A 20,919-nucleotide genomic window follows, 5' to 3' on the forward strand; every position below is an offset into this window, starting at 1 on the left:
TTGGAATTATCCATTTACTAATGAAATTTTATAAAACCATCGTTCCGTTCTTTATAACCAGTTTTGTTTTGGTTGTAATCACTATGCTGTATTACTCGCAGCGCTACCAAGCAGTGAAACAGGAAAGCCTTGAGCAAAGTGTTAATGAGGCGATGGAGCAAATTTCCTATACCCACCGAGAGTACCGATTTCTACGTTCCCAAGTAACGTCTATCGCTGAGTTACTATCGAATAGTCGAGCGATGCATGACTATATTTTTTCCCCCACACTATTTAATAAACAGAGTTTAGAAGAGAGTTGGAAGTCAACGATGGCGAACCAAAAATGGTCTCCAGCTATCCGTTATGTTGACGCGCTTGGCGAAGAGCGAGTCAAAGTTAATTACTCGCTCATAACTGAAGACGCAAAAGCCTCAATCGAGCTCGGTAATGAAAGTCATCGTGAATATTTTCATCTGGCTCAGTCACTGTCAGAGCGCCAGATAGGATCTTGGGGGGTTGATATCGAAGAAGAGCACGACTCGATCTCTCCGATTAATATCCCCATTTTTAGGATTATTACACCAGTTATGGATATGCAAGAGAAAGCAGGGTATCTGGTTCTTAATCTTGATATTGGCTATATCTCTTCCCGTCTTCACGATGGCTTTAGTCGTGAGTTTCGGCCGGAACTGATCAGTGAGAAAGGCTATTACATTGATAGTCATCGAAGAAATAAACTTCATGGTCACCTTATCGAGAGGCGAGCAGGGTATAACTTGTCGGTAGAACGGCCAAGAGTATGGCAACAATTGCAAAGTGCAGTTTCAGGTTACACCATTGAGAATGGAAACTTATTTGTCTTCAGACGATTGGAGGCTTCTTCTACACAATCTATTTTCATTGTTGTACAGGCTAATAAAGAAGTATTGGATAAGCGCCTCTCTCGAGATCTGATCAGCTTGTATCAGGAAGTTACTTTAGTCTTTCTCGTGATGCTGCTCTTCGCAGTTCCAACCGTATTTACGTTTTTACATTACAAGCGACGCAATCTTGAAAGTAAGTTAGCTCGAGCGGCCATTGATGGTATGTCTGCTGTGGTCATTACTGATACAAAGCATCAGGTTGTGATGGTGAATAATGCCTTTACCCGTTTAACAGGGTTCTCTCAGGATGAAGCACTAAATAAGAATGCTTATGAACTTGTTGGGGATGCCACGACGGTAAAACAGCTTATTGAAGTCTGTGAACTATTGAATACTCAAAGTGTTTGGGAAGGGGAAGTGGTGACCAATCGCTCATCAGAAACGCCTTCAACGTTAATCACTCGGGTTCAAGCGATACGAACTATGACCGAAGAGCTCGATTATTATATTACGACGTTTGTTGATATTACCGAACGCAAGCAACTTGAAAATCAGCTGCGAATATTGAGTGAAAAGGATGAGCTGACGAGTTTGTTTAATCGTCGTAAGTTTGAACGAGCATTATTGAGCCATGCACAAATAGTTGAGCGTTATGAAGAACGTTCACCCGTATGTTTGGCTCTGTTTGATATTGATTTTTTCAAGCGCGTTAATGATGAGAAAGGGCATGATGAAGGAGATCGAGTCATTCGTGTCGTCGCTCAAACACTTCAATCTAATTTGAGACAAACCGATATGATTGCACGCATCGGTGGGGAAGAGTTCGCCGTGATATTACCGAATACATCAATTGAAGAGGCGGTACCTGTATTGGAAAGGTTGCGCTCGTCAGTCGAGGAAAGTATTGATGTACCAGTGACGGTAAGTGGTGGCTATACTGATTTAACGGCAAACAGTACTGACTCTTATAAGAGAGCGGATATTGCTCTTTATAAAGCGAAGGCGCTAGGGCGCAATCAATTGGCTATAGTGAAAAGTGACCAGCGACTGAGTGCTTAATAGATAGAGAGGGCACTTAGCTTTCTAGATAACAAAGTCTTTGTGATCTATATAGTAAGCAATAAAAAAGAGAGCCGAAGCTCTCTTTTTTTACATCAGAAACTGAGTCAGTTCTTAAAGAACGTGTACAGAAGCTGTGTTAGTAGTACCTGAAGCAACAAGTGCACCAGAAACCATTAGTACGATATCGCCTTTCTTACCAAGACCAGACTCAAGAGCAATTGTCTTACCGTTGATGTAGAAAGCGTCAGTGCTCTCGATTGAATCAACAAGAACTGGCTTAACACCTTTCGTTAGTACTAGTTGTGCTGCAGTTTTCTTGTTTGTAGTAAGAGCAAGAATGTTTGCAGTTGGGAAGTACTTACGTACTGAACGTGCAGATTTACCGCCTTCAGTTGCAACAACGATAAGTGGAGCTGCTAGTTTCTCAGCTGTGTCTACCGCACCTTTACATACTGCTTCAGTGATACGTAGACGAGGGCTGTCTAGACGAGAACCTAGTTCAGCTTTAAGAGCGCTGTCTGTACGGTTAGCGATTTGAGCCATGATCGTTACCGCTTCAACAGGGTACTTACCTTTAGCTGTTTCACCAGAAAGCATTACTGCATCAGTACCGTCCATGATAGCGTTCGCAACGTCGCCCGCTTCAGCACGAGTTGGACGTGGGTTGCTGATCATTGAATCAAGCATTTGAGTTGCAGTGATAACCATCTTACGTGCACGGTTACACTTCTCGATCATCATTTTTTGAGCGAAGATTACTTCTTCAGCTGGGATTTCAACACCTAGATCGCCACGAGCAACCATGATGCCGTCAGAAGCTTCAAGAATAGAATCGAAGTTATCAACACCTTCTTGGTTTTCAATCTTAGAAATGATGTGGATGCTTTCGCCGCCGTTAGCGTTTAGAAGAGCACGGATTTCTTTAACATCTTCTTCTTTACGGATGAAAGAAGCAGCAACGAAATCAACGCCTTGCTCACAACCAAATTTAAGGTCAGCTTTGTCTTTTTCAGAAAGAGCTGGAAGTTGAACAGAAACGCCAGGAAGGTTAACACCTTTGTTTTCGCCTAGAGCACCGTTGTTAAGAACTTTACACTTAACTTCAGTTTCAGACGTTGAGATAACTTCCATTTCGATTAGACCGTCGTCTACTAGGATAGTGTTACCTGCCGTTAGGTCTTTAGCAAAACCTAGGTAAGTAACAGCAACAACGTCTTTATTACCTACAACTGAAGCGTCAGTTGTGAAAGTGAACTCTTGACCAGCTACTAGGTCAACGTCATTGCCGCCGTCTAGTTTGATCGTGCGGATTTCTGGACCTTTAGTGTCTAGAAGGATAGCAAGTTGCTCACCTTTAGTTTCCATTACTGAACGGAAGTTCGCAATACGAGTGCCGTGCTCAGCAAAGTCACCGTGAGAGAAGTTCAGGCGCATTACGTTCATGCCTGCATCAACTAGTTCAGTTAGCTTCTCTACAGATTCTGTTTTAGGACCGATCGTACATACGATTTTAGTCTTTTTCATGGAAGATACTCTCCGGTAAGTATTGTTTCAATTTGAAATTGGTTGGTATTTTTAATGTAGAACCAGCGTTTAGCGCTTCTTATTTAGCTAAAACTCATCGGTTTTTAATTAACTACATCATTCTTGTAAGTCTTTCACTTCATTTAGTCATTTTATGACCTAGCAAAAGCACATGAATCTCGGTTTTCTGTGACTTAACCCACTTTAGGTGAGTAAGTTTTCAAACAAATTACGACTAATTCTGTAATTAATTTTCTTTTCGGGCGCAATTCTACCACCGAATCAATTCAATATCACGGTCTAGAGTTGTCTTAGGACAAGGTTTTGTTATGAAATATTTATTTTTTAGATCGAAATAAATAGACGCTTTTCTTTCGATTCGACTATACTTTCTTTCAGTTTGAAACTTAAAGTTGATTTTTTGATGTCGAAACGAAACACACAGCTAAGAAGACACGCTATTTCTAACCTTATTATTGAGTTGGGTGAGGTAAGCGTTGAGGAACTATCCTGTAAGTTTACAACATCCGAGGTCACGATTAGAAAGGATCTCGCAGAGCTTGAGAAAAATGGTCAGCTTTTACGCCGATACGGTGGTGCAATTGCACTACCTAAAGAAGTCGTGAATGAAGCTCTTGCCCCTAAGGTTTCGCCGCGAAAGGTTGAATTGGCAACGGCTGCCGCCGCTCTCATTCGAGACCATAATCGCATTGTCATTGATAGTGGTAGCACGACGGCAGCGCTTATCCAGCAGCTAAACAATAAAACGGGTTTAGTTGTCATGACCAACTCTTTAAATGTGGCTAACGCTCTAAATGACTTAGAAAGTGAGCCCACTTTATTAATGACGGGTGGCACTTGGGACACTCATTCTGAGTCATTTCAAGGGCAAGTTGCAGAGTCTGTATTGCGATCTTACGACTTTGATCAGTTATTTATTGGCGCTGACGGTATCGATCTTAGCCGAGGAACGACTACATTTAATGAGTTAGTTGGTTTAAGCAAGGTCATGGCAGAGGTGTCGCGGGAAGTGGTTGTTATGGTTGAGTCTGAAAAGCTTGGCCGAAAAATCCCAAATTTAGAGTTGAGCTGGGAAAGTATCGATGTATTGGTTACCGATAGCGATCTTTCACCTGAACACACCGCAGAAATTGAATCGAATAACGTGCGGGTGATTCGAGCTTAATAACGTTGTACTAAAAATCACCCTAGCTTTTTGGCCTTTGCTTGCAGCCGTTAGGGATAGACAAAATATAATTATAATTGGAGTAAACATTATGTGTGGAATTGTAGGCGCAGTAGCGCAACGTGATGTCGCTGAAATCTTAGTAGAAGGCCTTCGCCGCCTTGAGTACCGTGGATACGACTCTGCTGGTGTCGCAATCGTTGATGGTGAACAAAATCTCTCTCGAATTCGTCGCTTAGGGAAAGTTCAAGCGCTTTCTGATGCAGTCCATGAAGCTAAAGTAGCTGGTGGCACAGGCATAGCTCATACGCGTTGGGCAACACATGGTGAACCGTCTGAAGCAAATGCTCACCCTCACATGTCTGGTGACATTGCGGTTGTACATAACGGCATTATTGAAAACCATGAAGAACTCCGTGAAACATTACGAGAAAGAGGGTTTAGTTTCAGCTCTCAAACGGATACCGAAGTGATTGCACACCTTGTTGAGTGGGAATTAAGAACGTCTGAAAACTTACTAGAGGCGGTTCAGAAAACAGCTGCGCAACTCACGGGTGCTTACGGCACGGTTGTGATGAATAAAAATGATCCTGCTCGCCTTATTGTTGCTCGCTCAGGCAGTCCACTAGTGATTGGCTACGGGATGGGAGAGCACTTTATTGCTTCAGACCAACTTGCGCTACTTCCTGTTACTCGCCGTTTCGCCTTTCTTGAAGAGGGGGATGTCGCTGAAATTACCCGTTTTGAGGTCAATATTTTTGACGCTCAAGGCAATGCGGTTAAGCGTGAAGTGAAAGAGACTCAAGTTTCTCATGACAGTGGTGATAAAGGTGAATACCGTCATTACATGTTAAAAGAGATATATGAACAACCTGTTGCGATTCAAAGAACGTTAGAAGGACGTTTGGCGAATGGCCAAGTTGTCTCTTCTATTTTTGGTGACAACGCAGAAGAGCTGCTCAGTAAAGTTAAACACGTTCAGATCATTGCTTGTGGTACCAGTTATCACGCTGGCCTAGTGGCACGTTACTGGCTTGAGGAGTGGGCAGGGGTCTCTTGTAATGTTGAAATCGCTTCGGAGTTCCGCTATCGAAAATCTCACGTATTTGAAAACTCATTGCTTGTGACTATCTCTCAGTCTGGTGAAACCGCTGATACCTTAGCAGCACTGCGTTTAGCGAAAGAGATGGGCTACATGGCAAGTTTGACCATTTGTAATGTACCAGGCTCCTCATTGGTTCGAGAGTCTGATCTCTCTTATATGATGAAAGCAGGGGCGGAAATTGGCGTGGCATCTACCAAAGCCTTTACCGTTCAACTGGCTGGCTTACTCATGCTTGCAGGTGCAATTGGGCACTTTAATGACCTAGAGCCAGCGAAAGAAGCACAGCTTGTTAAAGCCCTTCAATCTCTACCTGCTAAGATTGAACAAACACTGTCGATGGCAGAGTCTATTGAGCTACTCGCTGAAGATTTTGCAGAGATGAATCACTCACTCTTCTTAGGCCGTGGTGAGCAGTCTGCGATTGCGATGGAAGGCGCATTAAAGCTTAAAGAGATCTCTTACATACACGCGGAAGCGTATGCGGCGGGAGAACTCAAACATGGACCATTGGCGCTCATTGATGCAGAGATGCCAGTGATCGTTGTTGCTCCGAATAACGAGCTGCTTGAAAAGTTAAAATCCAATATCGAAGAGGTGAGAGCTCGTGGCGGGCTAATGTATGTATTCGCCGATGAAAATACCTCATTTGAAAGTGATGATACGATGAAAGTATTGAAGGTCCCTTTCTGTGATGAGTTTATTGCACCGATTGTTTACACCTTACCACTACAGCTTCTGTCGTATTACGTGGCTTTAATAAAAGGTACCGATGTCGACCAACCTCGAAATTTAGCTAAGTCTGTGACCGTCGAGTAGGTGGCTTCACTTTACACTCTCAAATAGAAAAGCTCCCAGTTATTGTTTCAGCAGTTGGGAGCTTTTTAGTTTTAAGAATAGGAGGAGCTTTTAAATCTTAAAGGTACTCGCCATATTTTTAAGGGAGGTTGCAAGCTCGGCCTGCTCTAGTGCTGTGGAGGCAATCTGAGTCGCTCCAGTCGTCGATTCATTCGATTTCTCTTCAACGATCATAATATTTTGTGCGATATCTTGCGTTACTGCCGCTTGCTCTTCTGCTGCTGTTGCTATTTGGTCTGTCATATCGAATATATGACTTACAGAGTCTGAAATATCAGAAAGTGTTTGCTCAACGCTCTTTGAGTTTTCGACGGCTTCATTTGATTTCTTTTGGCTATTATCGATAACGTTAAATGCGCCTTCTACATCCGATTGCAGTGAAGAAATAAACCCTTCGATCTCCAGCGTCGACTCTTGGGTTCGTTGTGCTAATGTTCGAACCTCATCCGCAACGACAGCGAAACCTCGACCTTGTTCCCCCGCTCTTGCCGCCTCAATGGCCGCATTGAGTGCGAGTAGGTTTGTCTGCTCAGCAACTGACTTAATCACATCAATGACATTATTTATGTCGGTGCTACTTTGATGTAAGTGAGTGATCTTTTCCGCCAATCCGTTTATTTCAGTCGCGAGACTTTCAATGGATTGATAAGACTGCTGGACAACCCTTAAACCACTTTTAGACTTATCATCGGCTACTTTTGCCGCCTCCGCTGTTTGTTGAGTTTTATGTGCCACTTCATTAACGGTGGTTGTGAATTCTTCGATAGCGGTAGCAATCAGTGCGACTTGCCCTTGCTGGTCATGTATTGAGCTAGAGTTGTATTGGCAGGTTTGCGAGGTTTCTTCTGCTGCCGAGGCTAATGTCATGCTGGAGTTTGATAGGTTATCAATAAGGCGAGAGAATTGGTCTAGAGTCGCATTTAAAGAGGCAGAAATAACGCCTAGCTCACTTTGATCAATGTGTGAAGCACGGACTGTTAGGTCATTGTTCTCTCGGACCTTTGTCATCACTGACGTTAAATCTTTTACTCGAGCAGAAAGGTCTTTGATGGTTAGAACGCTAATGATCGTAGTGATGATCGCCATGATAGAGCAAATAACGATATTAGTGATAAGAGCGACTTGAGCAGACTTAGCGGTTTGATCGGCTAAGGCAATGAGGTTCGAAGCGATTTGGTTTTCGATTTTTTTTAACTGCCCAATACGTTCTGTCGACTTGCTGAACCAATAGACAGAATCAATATCAAATTGACTCATTTTCGATCTGGCTACCTGACGCATTGTCTCAACCTCATTAATCGCTGGAGATTGAATCTGTTGATCAAAAAAAGCTCGATTAGATGAGTTTGTAAACGCATAAAAATTAGAGAAGTACGTCTCTTGTTGGGTCACGAGGGAAATGAACTTAACTAACATCCCTTCACCGAATTCATCTTTAGCAAAGGTATTGCTGAGTACCGCTCGTTCAATACCGGCACGCTCCTTACCTTGCAAAAAATTATAATACGCGATGGTCTCTTGAGAAATTTCGGCGTTAGAACTAATACCGGCAATTAAATTAGACACACTGAGAAGACGTGCATTCAGCTTGGTGTAATAGGCTAGTGCTTCGGAAAGTGGCATTGTTTGAGCATCGACTTGTCGACGAACCGAGTCAATAGCGCTGAGTTGTTGATTGATTTGACTGTTTAGCTGTTGGATTGCTGCGTTGTCGATATCACTTGTTTGCCAGTAACTCTTTTTTTGGGCAAGTTTAGTATCAGCAGCCTTTCTTTGAGTGGATAACTCATTACCAAATTTTGCACCTTTTGAGCCTAGAAATCCGGCGGTCATCCCTCTCTCTTTTTGCAGTTCATGAACTAACTCACTATAGACGACAGACAAGTTTGTGAGTTGCTTTAGTGCAGACATCTCTTTTGTTGTCGTCATGTTTTGTGAAATAGAAGAAACACTCAGCCAAAGAAACCCGAGTATAGGAAGAGCAATAAGAGTGAGGATCTTTGTTTTGAAGGATATATTAGATAAATTCATGTTGTATTCCCTAGCGAAACTGTGTGCTGACGTATTTTTGTTATTTAAATAAGGAGAGCTTCTTATTGGCCCTTCACTTATCTGCATTCCTTAGAACTGAACACCCGTAAAGATGGTTTTGGATAGTTGGTTGGTCACTATCTCTCATAGACCTTATATTTAGTATATGTATTATTTGTTAGTAATAGCTAAGCCAGTATAGCCATTTATGGTTATATTAGGAGTAATGTATTAGTAAGTTGATCGGGCTCAAATTATAAGGAGAGACGGAGATTTCTTGTGAAACTGTCATTGTTCACAAAACGGGATCTTCGTGTAACAATGATTTAATTTTTGATCATAAATAAATGACTGGTCACAAAGTAAACGAATGTAATGTTACTTGGATAAGATTGTTGCTAAATTGGAGAGACGCTAATTTAATAGCGATAATAAAAACAATGACACAAACTTCGTTTTGCTGATCTGGAATAGACGGGAGCTAATAGCTCCCGTCGTTGTATCTGGAGAAAAGTAAATACAGACTTATAGAAAGCAATCGTGTTGGAAGTTACCCAATGGTGGCATTAGCTACAGGTTAAGACATGGCAATGGTCCCACTATCTATATTAAAGAAGCAAAGTTGGTTCTTGCTGTAAACCCTGCATCGGATATCCTAAACAGAAAAGCGCTGAACATGTTGTTAACCATTACCTCACCCATCAAGAAATAACCTAACTGTTTGAAGACGTAAAGACGAGCGTAAACGCTTTGCAGTGGAGGGACGTTAAGAAGCCTGATTGCTTTGTGTTTTATACGGGAAAGCGCGTACTTTTGATGTGATCTATTCAAAGTGGGAATCGATGAGCTTGGGATTGAAAAGTCGATCCGTGACCGATTACAGAACCATGCTCAAAACGATGTCAGTTCAAAGCACTATGACCGATACGATTATTTAGCTGAAAAGCGTAGGGCATTGGAGTTATGGGAGCGTAAGCTGAATAAAACATATGATAGGTCGAATGTTATTCAAATGAGGCACGATCAATAGCTGTTATTGCGAACTGGCATTTGGCATAAAACCTTACAGTTAATTAACAATAAACACTACCTTGCAGTGGTATTTTGCGTATTATTACTCAAACAAATATAAATAGAGTCGATAACATGGCACGTATAACCGTTGCAGAGCGCGAAAAGAAGAAACAAATGATGGACGATCTTATCTTTCGTTTGTTCATGACAGAAGGCTGGGAAGTGGTCACCTATGACCGACTTGCTAAAGAGTTGGGAATGGGTAAGAGCAGCATTCAACGTTATTACGAAAGCAAGAACATGTTCATGACGGCTTTGCAGGGGAAAGTATTCCCTCTGGCTATACAGAAGTTAGACTTTAGCACCAGTGAAGCGTTTATCAATAGTTGGGTTAAAGCTTACCATGATGAAGACTCACATGTATTTCGTGAAGTGGTTCGTATGCTAATGGATAACATCATGTCGAGTGGAACCGCACCACAAGCAAAAGCCGCTATTTATAGAATGATCCAGCAACTCGAAAACATCATGCCGCACCAAGAAGCAGAAGATACCATGAAGATGGTATTAGGCTGCACGGTCTATGCATTCTTAGAAGACTAGAAAAAACAACCGTTTAAAATTAACACAAAAAAACTTTGAACTTTTTGCGTACCAGTACTTGACGATGAGGTTTCGATCTCTATAATGCGTATCCGTACACAGCGAAGCGTCTCTTCGCTTTTTTATTAAAACCTATGCGTACTAGTTCGCATTTAATCGTAGGGTATACGAAAAATGAAAAAGACAATTCTAGCAACACTTATCGCAGCAACATCATTTGGTGCAATGGCTTCTGATGATGTAGTCATTCCACCTACAACGGGTTCCGAGTTCATTGAATGGATGCAAGATCCAACTACTCTATCGGAAGATAAAGTTAATGTTATTAATACATGGGGTGCAAGTGACCCATTTGGCAACGGTAAAACAATCGAAGTTGTTGTTAAAGGCGATGGCAATGCATACCTTATGTATGATAATGGCGGAGAGAAACAATCAGATATCAACCTATCTGATCTGTTCGATGGTGATGACAGCACTGGAAGTAAGAAAGACAAAATGCAGTTATCATTACTAAAAAATCAACTTGAAAAACAAGGTACTGATAAGTGGAAATCTGATCTAGAACCAATTGCACCAATTTACGATAAAGAAAACGTTAAAGAAGGAATCAAAAACCGTACAGGTGAACGTGAACAACTTGGTGATACAAATGATACTTCGGATGAAACAAAACTAAAACGTGCTATTGCAGTGGAAGCACTAAATACAATGTCTACTAAACATGGTGGTGATGTATTTGTTATTGAGGAAGACGGAACGCTAACAAAAGGTGGCGAGACAGTTACTGGTACAATGATTGCAGATGCTAAAGAGCAAGTTAAAGCAGAAGCACAAGCACGACAAATAACTCCGATTGAACCAATTGATGAATTTGTACCTGCTCCACCAAGTCTTTCGCCAGAAGAACGTGCAGTGCGAGAGCAAGCAGTTGTTGATAACTTAACTTTCAGAGCAAATAATGTTACTGACAACGCAACTGATGAACAGAAATTTGCTCTACTTGTTAGTGAAGCAGGCAAGCAAGGATATGAAGTTTCTGAATCAGGTGATGACTTAGTGTTCACCAAAGTTAACGAAGTTGGCGTTGAAGAAGCAGTAACTATTTCAAAATCAGACATTCAAGATGCAGTTAGTGCAAAAGGTACTGAGCTTGCAGAAACTAAAGCGCGTAAAGATGCTGAACGTGCAGAAGCAGGTAATCCAACAATTATCGAACCAACATTACCAGGTGATGATATTGGTGAAGCTCGTGATAATGTAAAGGCTGCAATTATTACACTTGCTGAAACTGGTCAACTTTCTAAAGAAGAACTTTCAACTTACGCTACAACTCAAGCAAGTGTACAAACAGCAATCGATGACCGTCAAGATGCGCAGATTGACGCAAATACAGTTTCAATTAACGACCTTTACAGCCAAGTGGACCGTTTAGATGAGAAAATGGACGGTGTAATGGCTTCAACTCAAGCAGTAACAGCAGCACGTCCATACATGGGTGCTAACCAAACTAACGCTATCGGTGTTGGTCTTGGTCACGCAGGTGACGCACAATCAATGGCTATTGGTTACGGACACCGCATGAATGAAAACTGGACGGCTAACGCTAACGTTTCAATCACAACTGCAAGTGATACAGATGTATCAGTAGGCGCAGGTGTTGGTTACGCTTGGTAATCGAATACCCTACAAACTTATGTATAGCATGGTTTACGCCCTTTAATTAGGGCGGTTTCTTTAAGTGTTCTATCCATCAAGTCATTATCCATGCTGTTTAACGGTGTCGTGATTAGAGCACTTAAAGAAGCTTCATTAAGCCGTATGGTTCACTCAATTTAGTGTTTGCATTGTCCGAATAACATATTGAATACACCTAGCCCTATCAACGTTACTCGTTGATGGGTTTTTTCGTTTTATCTACCTAACTATTTAAAGTCGTACTTCCGATAAGCTCCTTCTTTTATTATCAACAAGCATGGTTATAAAAAATTAACTTAGTGCTGATGGACTCGCTTTCTGTATTCATTGACGCTGCTTTAAACCAGCTCTGATTGGTAATAGGGACTTATACTCTAAATTGGTCATTTAGATTGAGTTCTAGGCTTAATATCTGTGTTGTTTAACTTGTAGCGCCCAGTTTCTATCATGTTGACCAGTTCCCCACCATTTACGAGCCAAAAGCGCTTATCTATCCCAAATTGAATGGCCTCTTTAGTAAAGTCTCCTGAAGTAACAATAATCATGCGAGTAGCTTGGTTATCTAGCATGACACCATACATTTCTCTTAGAACCTGAACTCCAACCTTTTTTGTTTTCCAGTGCTTACACTGCACAAGGCTCAACTCTCCATTTTTGGTCAGCCAAATATCGACGCCACCATCTGGCGCACTAGAGAGAGCCTGTTTAACGTTATAGCCTTGGCTTTTAAAGAACTCACCAACATAGCTTTCAAACTCTATCCAATTTATCTCCCTAAGCGGCTCTGTGCTGTTCTGCTGCTTTATTTTTCGTGTTGTATTGTGATAACTCTGTTTTCTGTTCCATTGCTTAAAAAAAGCGATAGGGGCAGGAATGATAAATAAAAAAGCAAAGTAGGGTGCCAGCATTGGAAGATTTGGGCCGATAATCTGTAGGAAAAAATTATCGGAGCTAATGAACAAGCTAGGGACAATGTAACCAAGTCCAATGTATAAGGTGGCGGAGAACAGGATACTCACCCACCAAGGTGCGTCCATTAGGTGCCAGATTATGCCGTCGTTTTTCTTAGCCATAGTTCTAATCAATGTGATGAATTTATACTCATTTAATCACATATGAATTGATACGGTTTAGACGGGGTTATCAAATTATAGGTAGCTGTTAGCTAGGGTAAAACAGCTTGGGTAGAAGAATAGGGAGCTAAGAGAGTTGAGTTGCTACATATATGCTACACAGAGAGTCGAAAAGCAAAAGGCCTGAGAAGCATAAATGCTCTCAGGCCTTTCTGTATTTGGTGGCCCCTCCCAGATTTGAACTGGGGACCGAACGATTATGAGTCGTGCGCTCTAACCACTGAGCTAAGGGGCCAAATTAGGTGAACGATTATAGGGGAAGGTTTAAAGCATGTCTACCCACAGTGGGGGGCAATTGCGCTCAGTTTTCATCCACTTAAACCGATCAGATACAAAAAAGGTGAGCTTACGCTCACCTTTTTTAATATTGCTTACTAATTACTCGTCTAGGAAGCTGCGCAGAGTCTCTGAGCGGCTAGGGTGACGTAGTTTACGTAGTGCTTTCGCTTCGATCTGACGGATACGCTCACGAGTAACATCAAACTGCTTACCAACCTCTTCAAGAGTGTGGTCAGTGTTCATGTCGATACCAAAACGCATACGTAGTACTTTCGCTTCACGAGGTGTTAAACCTGCTAGTACGTCTTTTGTTGCGCCACGTAGACTGGTTGATGTTGCAGAGTCTAGTGGTAGCTCAAGAGTCGTATCTTCAATGAAGTCACCTAGGTGCGAATCTTCGTCGTCACCGATTGGTGTCTCCATAGAAATTGGCTCTTTAGCGATCTTCAGTACCTTACGGATCTTGTCTTCAGGCATTTGCATGCGTTCAGCAAGTTCTTCTGGTAGCGGTTCACGGCCCATCTCTTGTAGCATTTGACGAGAGATACGGTTTAGCTTGTTGATCGTTTCAATCATATGAACCGGAATACGGATCGTACGAGCTTGGTCAGCAATTGAACGAGTGATCGCCTGACGGATCCACCATGTAGCGTAAGTTGAGAACTTGTAACCACGACGGTATTCAAACTTATCAACCGCTTTCATTAGACCGATGTTACCTTCTTGGATTAGATCCAAGAACTGTAGGCCACGGTTGGTGTATTTCTTAGCGATAGAGATAACAAGACGTAAGTTCGCTTCAACCATCTCTTTCTTGGCGCGACGAGCTTTCGCTTCACCAATCGACATGCGACGGCTAATGTCTTTAATGTTTTGAACCGTTAGGTTCGTCTCTTTCTCAATGATAGACAACTTGAAAATAGAGCGACGAATGTCTTCTTCACTACGTTTAATCTTTTCTGCGTATGGTTTATCAGAAGCCAAAGCTTCGTCTAACCATGCTTCAGTTGATTCGTTACCAGTAAAGATTGCAACAAACGATTTCTTCGGCATTTTGCCGTACTCAACCGTTTGACGAATGATCAAGCGTTCTTGAGTGCGAACACGATCCATCGAAGTGCGCAGTTCGTTAACTAAGTAATCAAATTGCTTTGGCGTTAAGCGGAATTCAGCAAATACTTCTTGAAGAAGTGAGGTTGCTTTTGCTGCTTTATCGCTGTCTGCACCGTGCTCATTAATTGCTAGCTGAAGGTTTTGATAAGTGTTACGAAGTGACGTGAACTTCTCTAGAGCAAGTTCAGGATCAATACCTGTATCTTCCTCTTCTTCGTCCTCATCATCTTCTTCATTTTTATCGCCATCTTCATCAGCAAGATCAGTGTTGGTTAACTCTGAGCCGATGTGAGTCGCTGTTGGTGCTGTTGTTCCATCATCATTTGGATCAACAAAACCATTAATAAGGTCTGTTAAACGAAGTTCTTCTGCTTGAACTCGGTCAAATTGCTCAAGTACGTATGGGATCGTACCTGGGTATTCAGCAACAGCGCTTTGAACTTGGTTGATACCATCTTCAATGCGTTTCGCAATATCAATTTCACCTTCACGAGTTAGAAGTTCAACGGTACCCATCTCACGCATGTACATGCGGACAGGATCGGTTGTACGACCAATTTCGCTTTCCACGCTAGAAAGCGCAGCAGCAGCAGCTTCAGCTGCATCTTCATCAGTGACAGTGTTGTCTTCATTCAGTGCAAGATCATCGGCATCAGGTGCAGTTTCTACTACCTTAATACCCATGTCGTTGATCATTTGAATGATATCCTCTACCTGTTCAGAATCTACGATTTCTGCAGGTAGGTGATCATTTACTTCGGCGTACGTCAGATAGCCTTGCTCCTTGCCTTTAATAACAAGTAGTTTTAGCTGTGACTGCGGACTTTGATCCATAGACGGTATCCAACTTCGTATCTGGTGACGGATTTAGTATGCGAGATGCAAACCACGATTAATAACAAATTTTCAGTGCATGCCAATCAATGAGGGTTACGCTTTTAAATCTAGCATCAGTGCTAGCAGCTCCCTTTTTTCATCGGATGATAAACCGATACTTCTTGCCTTGGCTTGCAGGTTTTCAATTTGTTTTTCAACGCACTGGGCTAAAATTTTATCCAGTGAGTCTAAAAATATGTCTTCTTGATTGTCTTCATCTGTTGGGATCTCCCAACCGGCGAGACGAGACAGAAGTGCCTCATTTTTACTATTGCGCCATTGTTCTAACAATTGGCCCGTGTTGATATGGGGATTCGTCCGACAGTATTCAAGGACTTCGATTAATAAATTTAATCCCGGTAGTGATAATTCTCTCACCGATGAGAGATCGGGTACCATATCAGCATAGCTCGGATTCTGAATAAGCAAAGCGATAACTTCTCGCATTGGTGTGCGCTTGATCTCTTTATGCGGTTGAGGTCTAGATTCCGACTCTTTTGGCAATACTGGTTTTTTATATATGCCGGTTTTTTGACCAAGTATCTTCAACAACTGAGCTTGCATGGATGCATCAGGCACTTTATTGATCAAAGGGATAGCCAATGCTTCTAAGGCCGCTTTACCTTCATTATTGCCCATGTCGACTTGAGCAACCAAATGATCAAAAAGGTAGCGAGAAAGCGGTACTGCTTGCTGAACCTCAACCTCAAACGCTTCCTGACCATGCTTACGAATATAGCTATCTGGATCTTCACCATCGGGTAGAAACAAAAACTTAAGAATATTGCCACTTTTTAAGTAGCTCAATGCATTTTCGAGTGCACGCCAAGCGGCTTCACGCCCGGCTCGATCACCATCATAACAACAGACAACGGTACTGGTTTGGCGAAACAGCACTTGTAAGTGATCACCCGTTGTTGATGTTCCCAGTGATGCTACAGAGTAATCAACGCCATACTGTGCTAGCGCAACCACATCCATATAGCCTTCAACTACTAATATTTGTGGTGGCTCTCGATACGCTTGAAGAACTTCATAAAGACCATAAAGCTCTTTGCCCTTATGGAATATCGGTGTCTCAGGTGAGTTAAGGTACTTAGGAGTACCATCACCAAGCACTCGACCACCAAAGCCGATAACGCGACCACGGCGATCATGAATCGGGAACATGACACGGCCACGAAAACGGTCATACCGGTTACCCTTATCATTTTCAATGAGCATGCCACCGCTCACCAGCATATCTTGTGCTTTAGGTTGTTGGCCAAAGTTTTTACGAACTAAGTCCCACTCATCAGCGACATACCCAATGCCAAATTTCTGAACAATTTCACCAGAAAGTCCGCGATCTTTTAGGTAATTTATGGCGTCTTTACTGCTTGAGGCTTTAAGTTGGTTTCGATAAAACTGAGCAATGCTGCCCATTAAATCGTAGAGATTGCGTTTCTCTTCTGAGTTGGCGCTTGGCTGGTTACTAAACCCACCACTTCGTTGTTCTCTAGGGACTTCTAACCCTAGGAATGACGCTAATTCATCAATCGCTTCAACAAACTCTAGACGCTCATACTCCATCATGAAGTCGATGGCATTACCATGAGCACCACAGCCAAAACAGTGATAGAACTGTTTCTCTTGGCTTACGCTAAAAGAGGGGGTTTTCTCATTGTGGAATGGGCAACAAGCGCCGTAGTTTTTTCCTTTTTTCTTAAGTTTCACACGTGCGTCAACAATGTCGACGATATCAAGTCGAGCAAGAAGGTCATCAATGAAGCTTCTAGGGATGTGTCCTGCCATAAAACCTAAGAAAAAAAGAAAAGTTTACATTAGATACAAACAAGCCGTGCGTCCAGAGGATAGCACGGCTTGTTGCAATTTGATGTGGGTTAAGCGAGTTTAGAGCGAACTAAACCACTAACTTTACCCATATCTGCACGCCCTTGAATCTGAGGTTTTAACACTGCCATTACCTTGCCCATGTCTTGCATGCCCGCAGCACCAGATTCTTCAATTGCACTAATAATTAATGCAACGACTTCATCTTCAGTAAGTGGTTGAGGCATAAAGGCCTCTAGCACTGTAATTTCAGCTTTCTCAGTATCAGCCAAATCTTGACGACCTGCTGATTCAAATTGAGCGACAGAATCGCGACGTTGTTTAACCATTTTTACCAGAATTGCAATAATGTCGTCGTCGGTCAGAGTGATCCGCTCGTCAACTTCACGTTGCTTAATTGCTGAAAGGGCTAAACGAATAGTGCCAAGGCGCGGTTTGTCCTTGGCTTTCATCGCTAATTTCTGCTCTTCTTTGAGTTGTTCAATAAGAGCCATAACTGGATTCCTTATGGGATCGAGTTATTAGTACAGGCGAACGCGACGAGCGTTTTCGCGAGCTAGCTTTTTAGCGTGACGCTTTTGAGCTGCTGCTTTAGCGCGTTTGCGAACTGTAGTTGGTTTTTCATAGTGCTCACGACGACGCACTTCTGAAAGGATACCTGCTTTTTCACAAGAGCGCTTGAAACGACGTAGTGCAACGTCGAACGGTTCGTTTTCACGTACTTTAACTATTGGCATATGCCTTTCACCTCAGGGGTTATTCATTACTGCTGGTTTCTCGCTGCCAAATCAGAGAAGTTACCCATCGAGCTAACTCTCATTAATGTTTGGTCATAAACCAGCTTGATCAAAAATGGTGCGGAATTTTAATCCGATCACCTTGGCTTTGTAAAGCGTTTTATCGTTTATTGTCTGTACAAAATTTGTTTGCTAAGCCAAGGCAAGGTAAGATTGCCGCAAATTCCCTCTTTAGATAGAAGCATACAGAGAAAAATATGCGCATTATTGGTATTGAAACCTCGTGTGATGAAACGGGGATAGCGATTTATGATGATGAAAAAGGCCTATTGGCACATCAACTCTATAGCCAAGTGAAACTGCACGCAGATTACGGCGGTGTGGTTCCTGAGCTAGCGTCTCGCGATCACGTTAAAAAAACCATTCCATTGATAAAAGCGGCGCTTAAAGAAGCGAACTTAACGTCAAAGGACATTGATGGTGTGGCGTATACGGCAGGACCTGGTCTTGTTGGAGCGCTATTAGTCGGTGCAACCATTGGCCGTAGTATTGCGTATGCTTGGGGAGTGCCTGCAGTTGCTGTCCATCATATGGAAGGGCATTTGCTTGCGCCTATGCTAGAAGACAATCCACCGCCGTTTCCTTTTGTTGCTGTACTTGTCTCTGGTGGACACAGCATGATGGTTGAGGTTCACGGTGTTGGTGAGTACAAAATTTTAGGCGAGTCGGTGGATGACGCAGCCGGTGAAGCGTTTGATAAGACCGCTAAGCTGATGGGGCTAGATTACCCTGGCGGGCCACTGCTGGCTAAGTTAGCTGAAAATGGCACACCAGGCCGCTTTAAGTTCCCAAGACCAATGACAGACAGGCCAGGGCTGGATATGAGCTTCTCTGGTCTTAAGACATTTACTGCCAACACGATTGCAGCCAATGATAATGACGATCAAACTCGCGCTGACATTGCTTATGCTTTCCAAGAAGCGGTGTGTGATACGTTAGTGATTAAGTGTAAACGTGCACTGATTCAAACGGGTATGAAACGTATTGTTATCGCGGGTGGTGTGAGTGCGAATAAGCAGCTTCGCCAGTCATTAGGCGAGTTAGCGAAAAAAGTGGGTGGGGAAGTCTATTACCCGCGCACTGAGTTTTGTACGGATAATGGCGCAATGATCGCTTATGCAGGTATGCAGCGTCTTAAAAACGGTGAGACTAGTGACCTGTCTGTCCAGGCCATGCCACGTTGGCCGATTGACCAGTTAGAGCCAATCAGCTAGCTAATCATGATATTGCCAAGTATTCAGTAAAGGTCTCGTTAAGAGGCCTTTTTTAATCCATGCTTTTTTTCGCCCACTTTGGGCTCTGTTCCATCGAGTAAACGGCGAATATTAGGGGCGTGACGAAAGATAATTAAACAGCAAAGCATCGCAACGGGTAACGTGTATTGCGGTTTGATCATCCAAGTATAGAAAGGCGCGAGCAGAACCGTCACCAGAGCGGCTAATGACGAGTAACGAAAAACGATCGCCACGCTTAGCCACGTCAGTATGATAACGCCAGTCAGACCAAGACCAATCGGTGCGATTGCGCCAAGTGCGGTAGCCACACCTTTACCGCCTTTAAAATGAAAAAATAGCGGGTACATATGGCCGAGGCAAGCAGCAATGGCGACAACACCTAGAAGAAACGCATCTATATCGAGAAAGTAGCCTCCCCAAACAGGTATTGTCCCTTTCAGCATGTCACACAATAAAACGGCGGCAGCGGCTTTTTTGCCCCCAATTCTTAAAACGTTGGTGGCCCCGGGGTTTTGAGAGCCTACATCGCGAGGATCAGAGAGGCGTAGTACACGACAGATCAATACCGCACTCGAGATCGAGCCTAGTAGATAGGCTGAAATGATCAATGTGAGAACAAGTGGGCTCATTGTGCATTTACTCGTATAGGAACATGACTTAAATAATCGTATCGCTCATTTATGAGTATGGCTGGCATAAATGCGAGATTAATAGTGTGAAACTGTCGCTATGAAACTGATGCTCTAAAAGCAAGTAATTGCTATCATATCGCGATTCATATCCTCACACTACTGCCTCATAGCGCAGTTAGGGTGATTGATTACATCAGGATAGTAAGTTTTTTTGACCCGTTTGGGTATCCGACCTCTACTAAGGACAGACTCCATCATGGATAAAGTATTTATTGAACAGCTAGAAGTGATCACAACCATCGGTGTTTACGACTGGGAGCAAGAGATCAAACAGAAGCTGGTTCTAGATATTGAAATGGGCCACAACAATAAGCCAGCAGGAAAAAGTGATGATGTTTCTGATGCCCTTGATTACTTCGAAGTAAGCCAAGCTGTGCTTAAACATATTGAGAATGGGCGTTTTTTACTGGTTGAGCGTGTAGCGGAAGAGGTGGCAGAGCTTATCATGAATACGTTTAGTGTCCCTTGGATTAAAATTCGCTTAACCAAGCCAGGTGCTGTTGCTCAAGCAAAAGGTGTTGGTGTCATCATCGAGCGAGGCGAAGCATGATCACCACTTACATTGGTGTCGGTACCAATGTTGAGCGGAAAAAACATGTAGAAGCGGCGATCCACGAACTCTCCCTGTTGGGGGAGGATCTTAAGTTATCCACCATCTATGAGTGCCCATCCGTGGGTTTTGATAGCGCGGCTTTTTATAACTTAGTGGTAGAGATGAAAACATCGCTGCCATTAATCGATCTTTCACAATCATTACGTAAGATCGAATTAAATTGGGGACGCTGTGAATTTGCGGCGAAATTTCAAGACAGAACCTTGGATCTCGATATCATTCTTTTTGGTAATGAAGTGAGTGAGAGCGATCCTCAATTGCCAAGAAGTGATATTTTCAAATACCCATTTGTTATTCAGCCACTGTATGAGCTTTGTCCTGATCTAATTATTCCATCAGACGGAAGAGCGGTTCGCCAAGTGTGGTGCCAATATTCTGATTTAGATTCTTTAACCAGTATCAAGCCTTGGTTTGAACTGAAATAA

At 42.7% G+C, this 20,919-nt stretch carries 15 protein-coding genes, 1 tRNA gene and 1 pseudogene; 8 read left to right on the forward strand and 9 right to left on the reverse strand.

Annotation, left to right across the window (positions count from 1 at the left end):
- The first annotated feature begins 20 nt into the window (after positions 1-20).
- Positions 21-1,904, forward strand: a complete 1,884-nt coding sequence (locus tag KP803_RS03255; RefSeq protein WP_248007414.1) for a sensor domain-containing diguanylate cyclase — start codon at positions 21-23, stop codon at positions 1,902-1,904.
- A gap of 114 nt (positions 1,905-2,018) precedes the next feature.
- Here the strand turns inward: KP803_RS03255 and pykF are convergent, their stop codons facing one another.
- Entirely contained in the window at positions 2,019-3,431 is a 1,413-nt protein-coding gene (gene pykF, locus KP803_RS03260) for a pyruvate kinase PykF (RefSeq protein WP_248007415.1), read from the reverse strand.
- A gap of 424 nt (positions 3,432-3,855) precedes the next feature.
- Between pykF and KP803_RS03265 the strand changes: the two genes are divergently transcribed.
- Together KP803_RS03265 and glmS are read left to right on the forward strand one after the other, a co-directional pair.
- A complete protein-coding gene (locus tag KP803_RS03265; protein ID WP_248007416.1) occupies positions 3,856-4,617 on the forward strand; it encodes a DeoR/GlpR family DNA-binding transcription regulator in 762 nt (253 codons plus the stop codon).
- Between the two features lie 91 nt (positions 4,618-4,708).
- Positions 4,709-6,538, forward strand: coding sequence for a glutamine--fructose-6-phosphate transaminase (isomerizing) (gene glmS / locus KP803_RS03270; RefSeq protein ID WP_248007417.1), 1,830 nt, complete (start codon positions 4,709-4,711; stop codon positions 6,536-6,538).
- 90 nt (positions 6,539-6,628) lie between these two features.
- Here the strand turns inward: glmS and KP803_RS03275 are convergent, their stop codons facing one another.
- Positions 6,629-8,608, reverse strand: coding sequence for a methyl-accepting chemotaxis protein (locus KP803_RS03275; protein WP_248007418.1), 1,980 nt, complete (start codon positions 8,606-8,608; stop codon positions 6,629-6,631).
- A 1,146-nt stretch (positions 8,609-9,754) separates the two neighbouring features.
- Here KP803_RS03275 and KP803_RS03285 point away from each other — a divergent pair.
- Positions 9,755-10,225 (forward strand): TetR family transcriptional regulator, encoded by a 471-nt coding sequence (locus tag KP803_RS03285; RefSeq protein WP_248007419.1) that lies wholly within the window; start codon positions 9,755-9,757, stop codon positions 10,223-10,225.
- 174 nt (positions 10,226-10,399) lie between these two features.
- The gene (locus KP803_RS03290; RefSeq protein WP_248007420.1) at positions 10,400-11,902 is read left to right on the forward strand and encodes a YadA C-terminal domain-containing protein; all 1,503 of its coding nucleotides are present in this window, start codon (positions 10,400-10,402) and stop codon (positions 11,900-11,902) included.
- Positions 11,903-12,324: 422 nt separating this feature from the next.
- Here KP803_RS03290 and KP803_RS03295 read toward each other — a convergent pair.
- The 6 genes and pseudogenes from KP803_RS03295 to rpsU form a co-directional block, all read right to left on the reverse strand.
- Positions 12,325-12,996, reverse strand: a pseudogene (locus tag KP803_RS03295) (restriction endonuclease); the annotation flags it as partial.
- A 219-nt stretch (positions 12,997-13,215) separates the two neighbouring features.
- Positions 13,216-13,291, reverse strand: a tRNA-Ile gene (locus KP803_RS03300).
- A 143-nt stretch (positions 13,292-13,434) separates the two neighbouring features.
- Positions 13,435-15,282 (reverse strand): RNA polymerase sigma factor RpoD, encoded by a 1,848-nt coding sequence (gene rpoD, locus KP803_RS03305; RefSeq protein ID WP_248007422.1) that lies wholly within the window; start codon positions 15,280-15,282, stop codon positions 13,435-13,437.
- A 96-nt stretch (positions 15,283-15,378) separates the two neighbouring features.
- Positions 15,379-17,118, reverse strand: coding sequence for a DNA primase (gene dnaG / locus KP803_RS03310; protein WP_248007423.1), 1,740 nt, complete (start codon positions 17,116-17,118; stop codon positions 15,379-15,381).
- Positions 17,119-17,207: 89 nt separating this feature from the next.
- The gene (locus tag KP803_RS03315; RefSeq protein WP_248007424.1) at positions 17,208-17,651 is read right to left on the reverse strand and encodes a GatB/YqeY domain-containing protein; all 444 of its coding nucleotides are present in this window, start codon (positions 17,649-17,651) and stop codon (positions 17,208-17,210) included.
- A gap of 27 nt (positions 17,652-17,678) precedes the next feature.
- Positions 17,679-17,894 carry a 30S ribosomal protein S21 gene (gene rpsU, locus KP803_RS03320; RefSeq protein WP_004396009.1) on the reverse strand — a complete coding sequence of 72 codons (216 nt, stop codon included), beginning with the start codon at positions 17,892-17,894 and terminating at the stop codon, positions 17,679-17,681.
- Positions 17,895-18,151: 257 nt separating this feature from the next.
- Here rpsU and tsaD point away from each other — a divergent pair, with 257 nt between their 5' ends.
- Positions 18,152-19,168, forward strand: a complete 1,017-nt coding sequence (gene tsaD, locus KP803_RS03325; protein WP_248007425.1) for a tRNA (adenosine(37)-N6)-threonylcarbamoyltransferase complex transferase subunit TsaD — start codon at positions 18,152-18,154, stop codon at positions 19,166-19,168.
- A gap of 38 nt (positions 19,169-19,206) precedes the next feature.
- Here the strand turns inward: tsaD and plsY are convergent, their stop codons facing one another.
- Positions 19,207-19,818 (reverse strand): glycerol-3-phosphate 1-O-acyltransferase PlsY, encoded by a 612-nt coding sequence (gene plsY, locus KP803_RS03330; protein WP_248007426.1) that lies wholly within the window; start codon positions 19,816-19,818, stop codon positions 19,207-19,209.
- Between the two features lie 259 nt (positions 19,819-20,077).
- On the opposite strand from plsY, the gene folB reads away from it, so the two are divergent.
- Positions 20,078-20,431: a bifunctional dihydroneopterin aldolase/7,8-dihydroneopterin epimerase gene (folB, locus tag KP803_RS03335; RefSeq protein WP_248007427.1), complete on the forward strand. Its 354-nt coding sequence runs from the start codon at positions 20,078-20,080 to the stop codon at positions 20,429-20,431.
- The gene (gene folK, locus KP803_RS03340; RefSeq protein WP_248007428.1) at positions 20,428-20,919 is read left to right on the forward strand and encodes a 2-amino-4-hydroxy-6-hydroxymethyldihydropteridine diphosphokinase; all 492 of its coding nucleotides are present in this window, start codon (positions 20,428-20,430) and stop codon (positions 20,917-20,919) included. The genes folB and folK overlap by 4 nt, the downstream gene beginning before the upstream one ends.

The sequence above is a fragment of the Vibrio amylolyticus genome, from assembly GCF_023145695.1.
In the GTDB taxonomy this organism is placed as follows: domain Bacteria; phylum Pseudomonadota; class Gammaproteobacteria; order Enterobacterales; family Vibrionaceae; genus Vibrio; species Vibrio amylolyticus.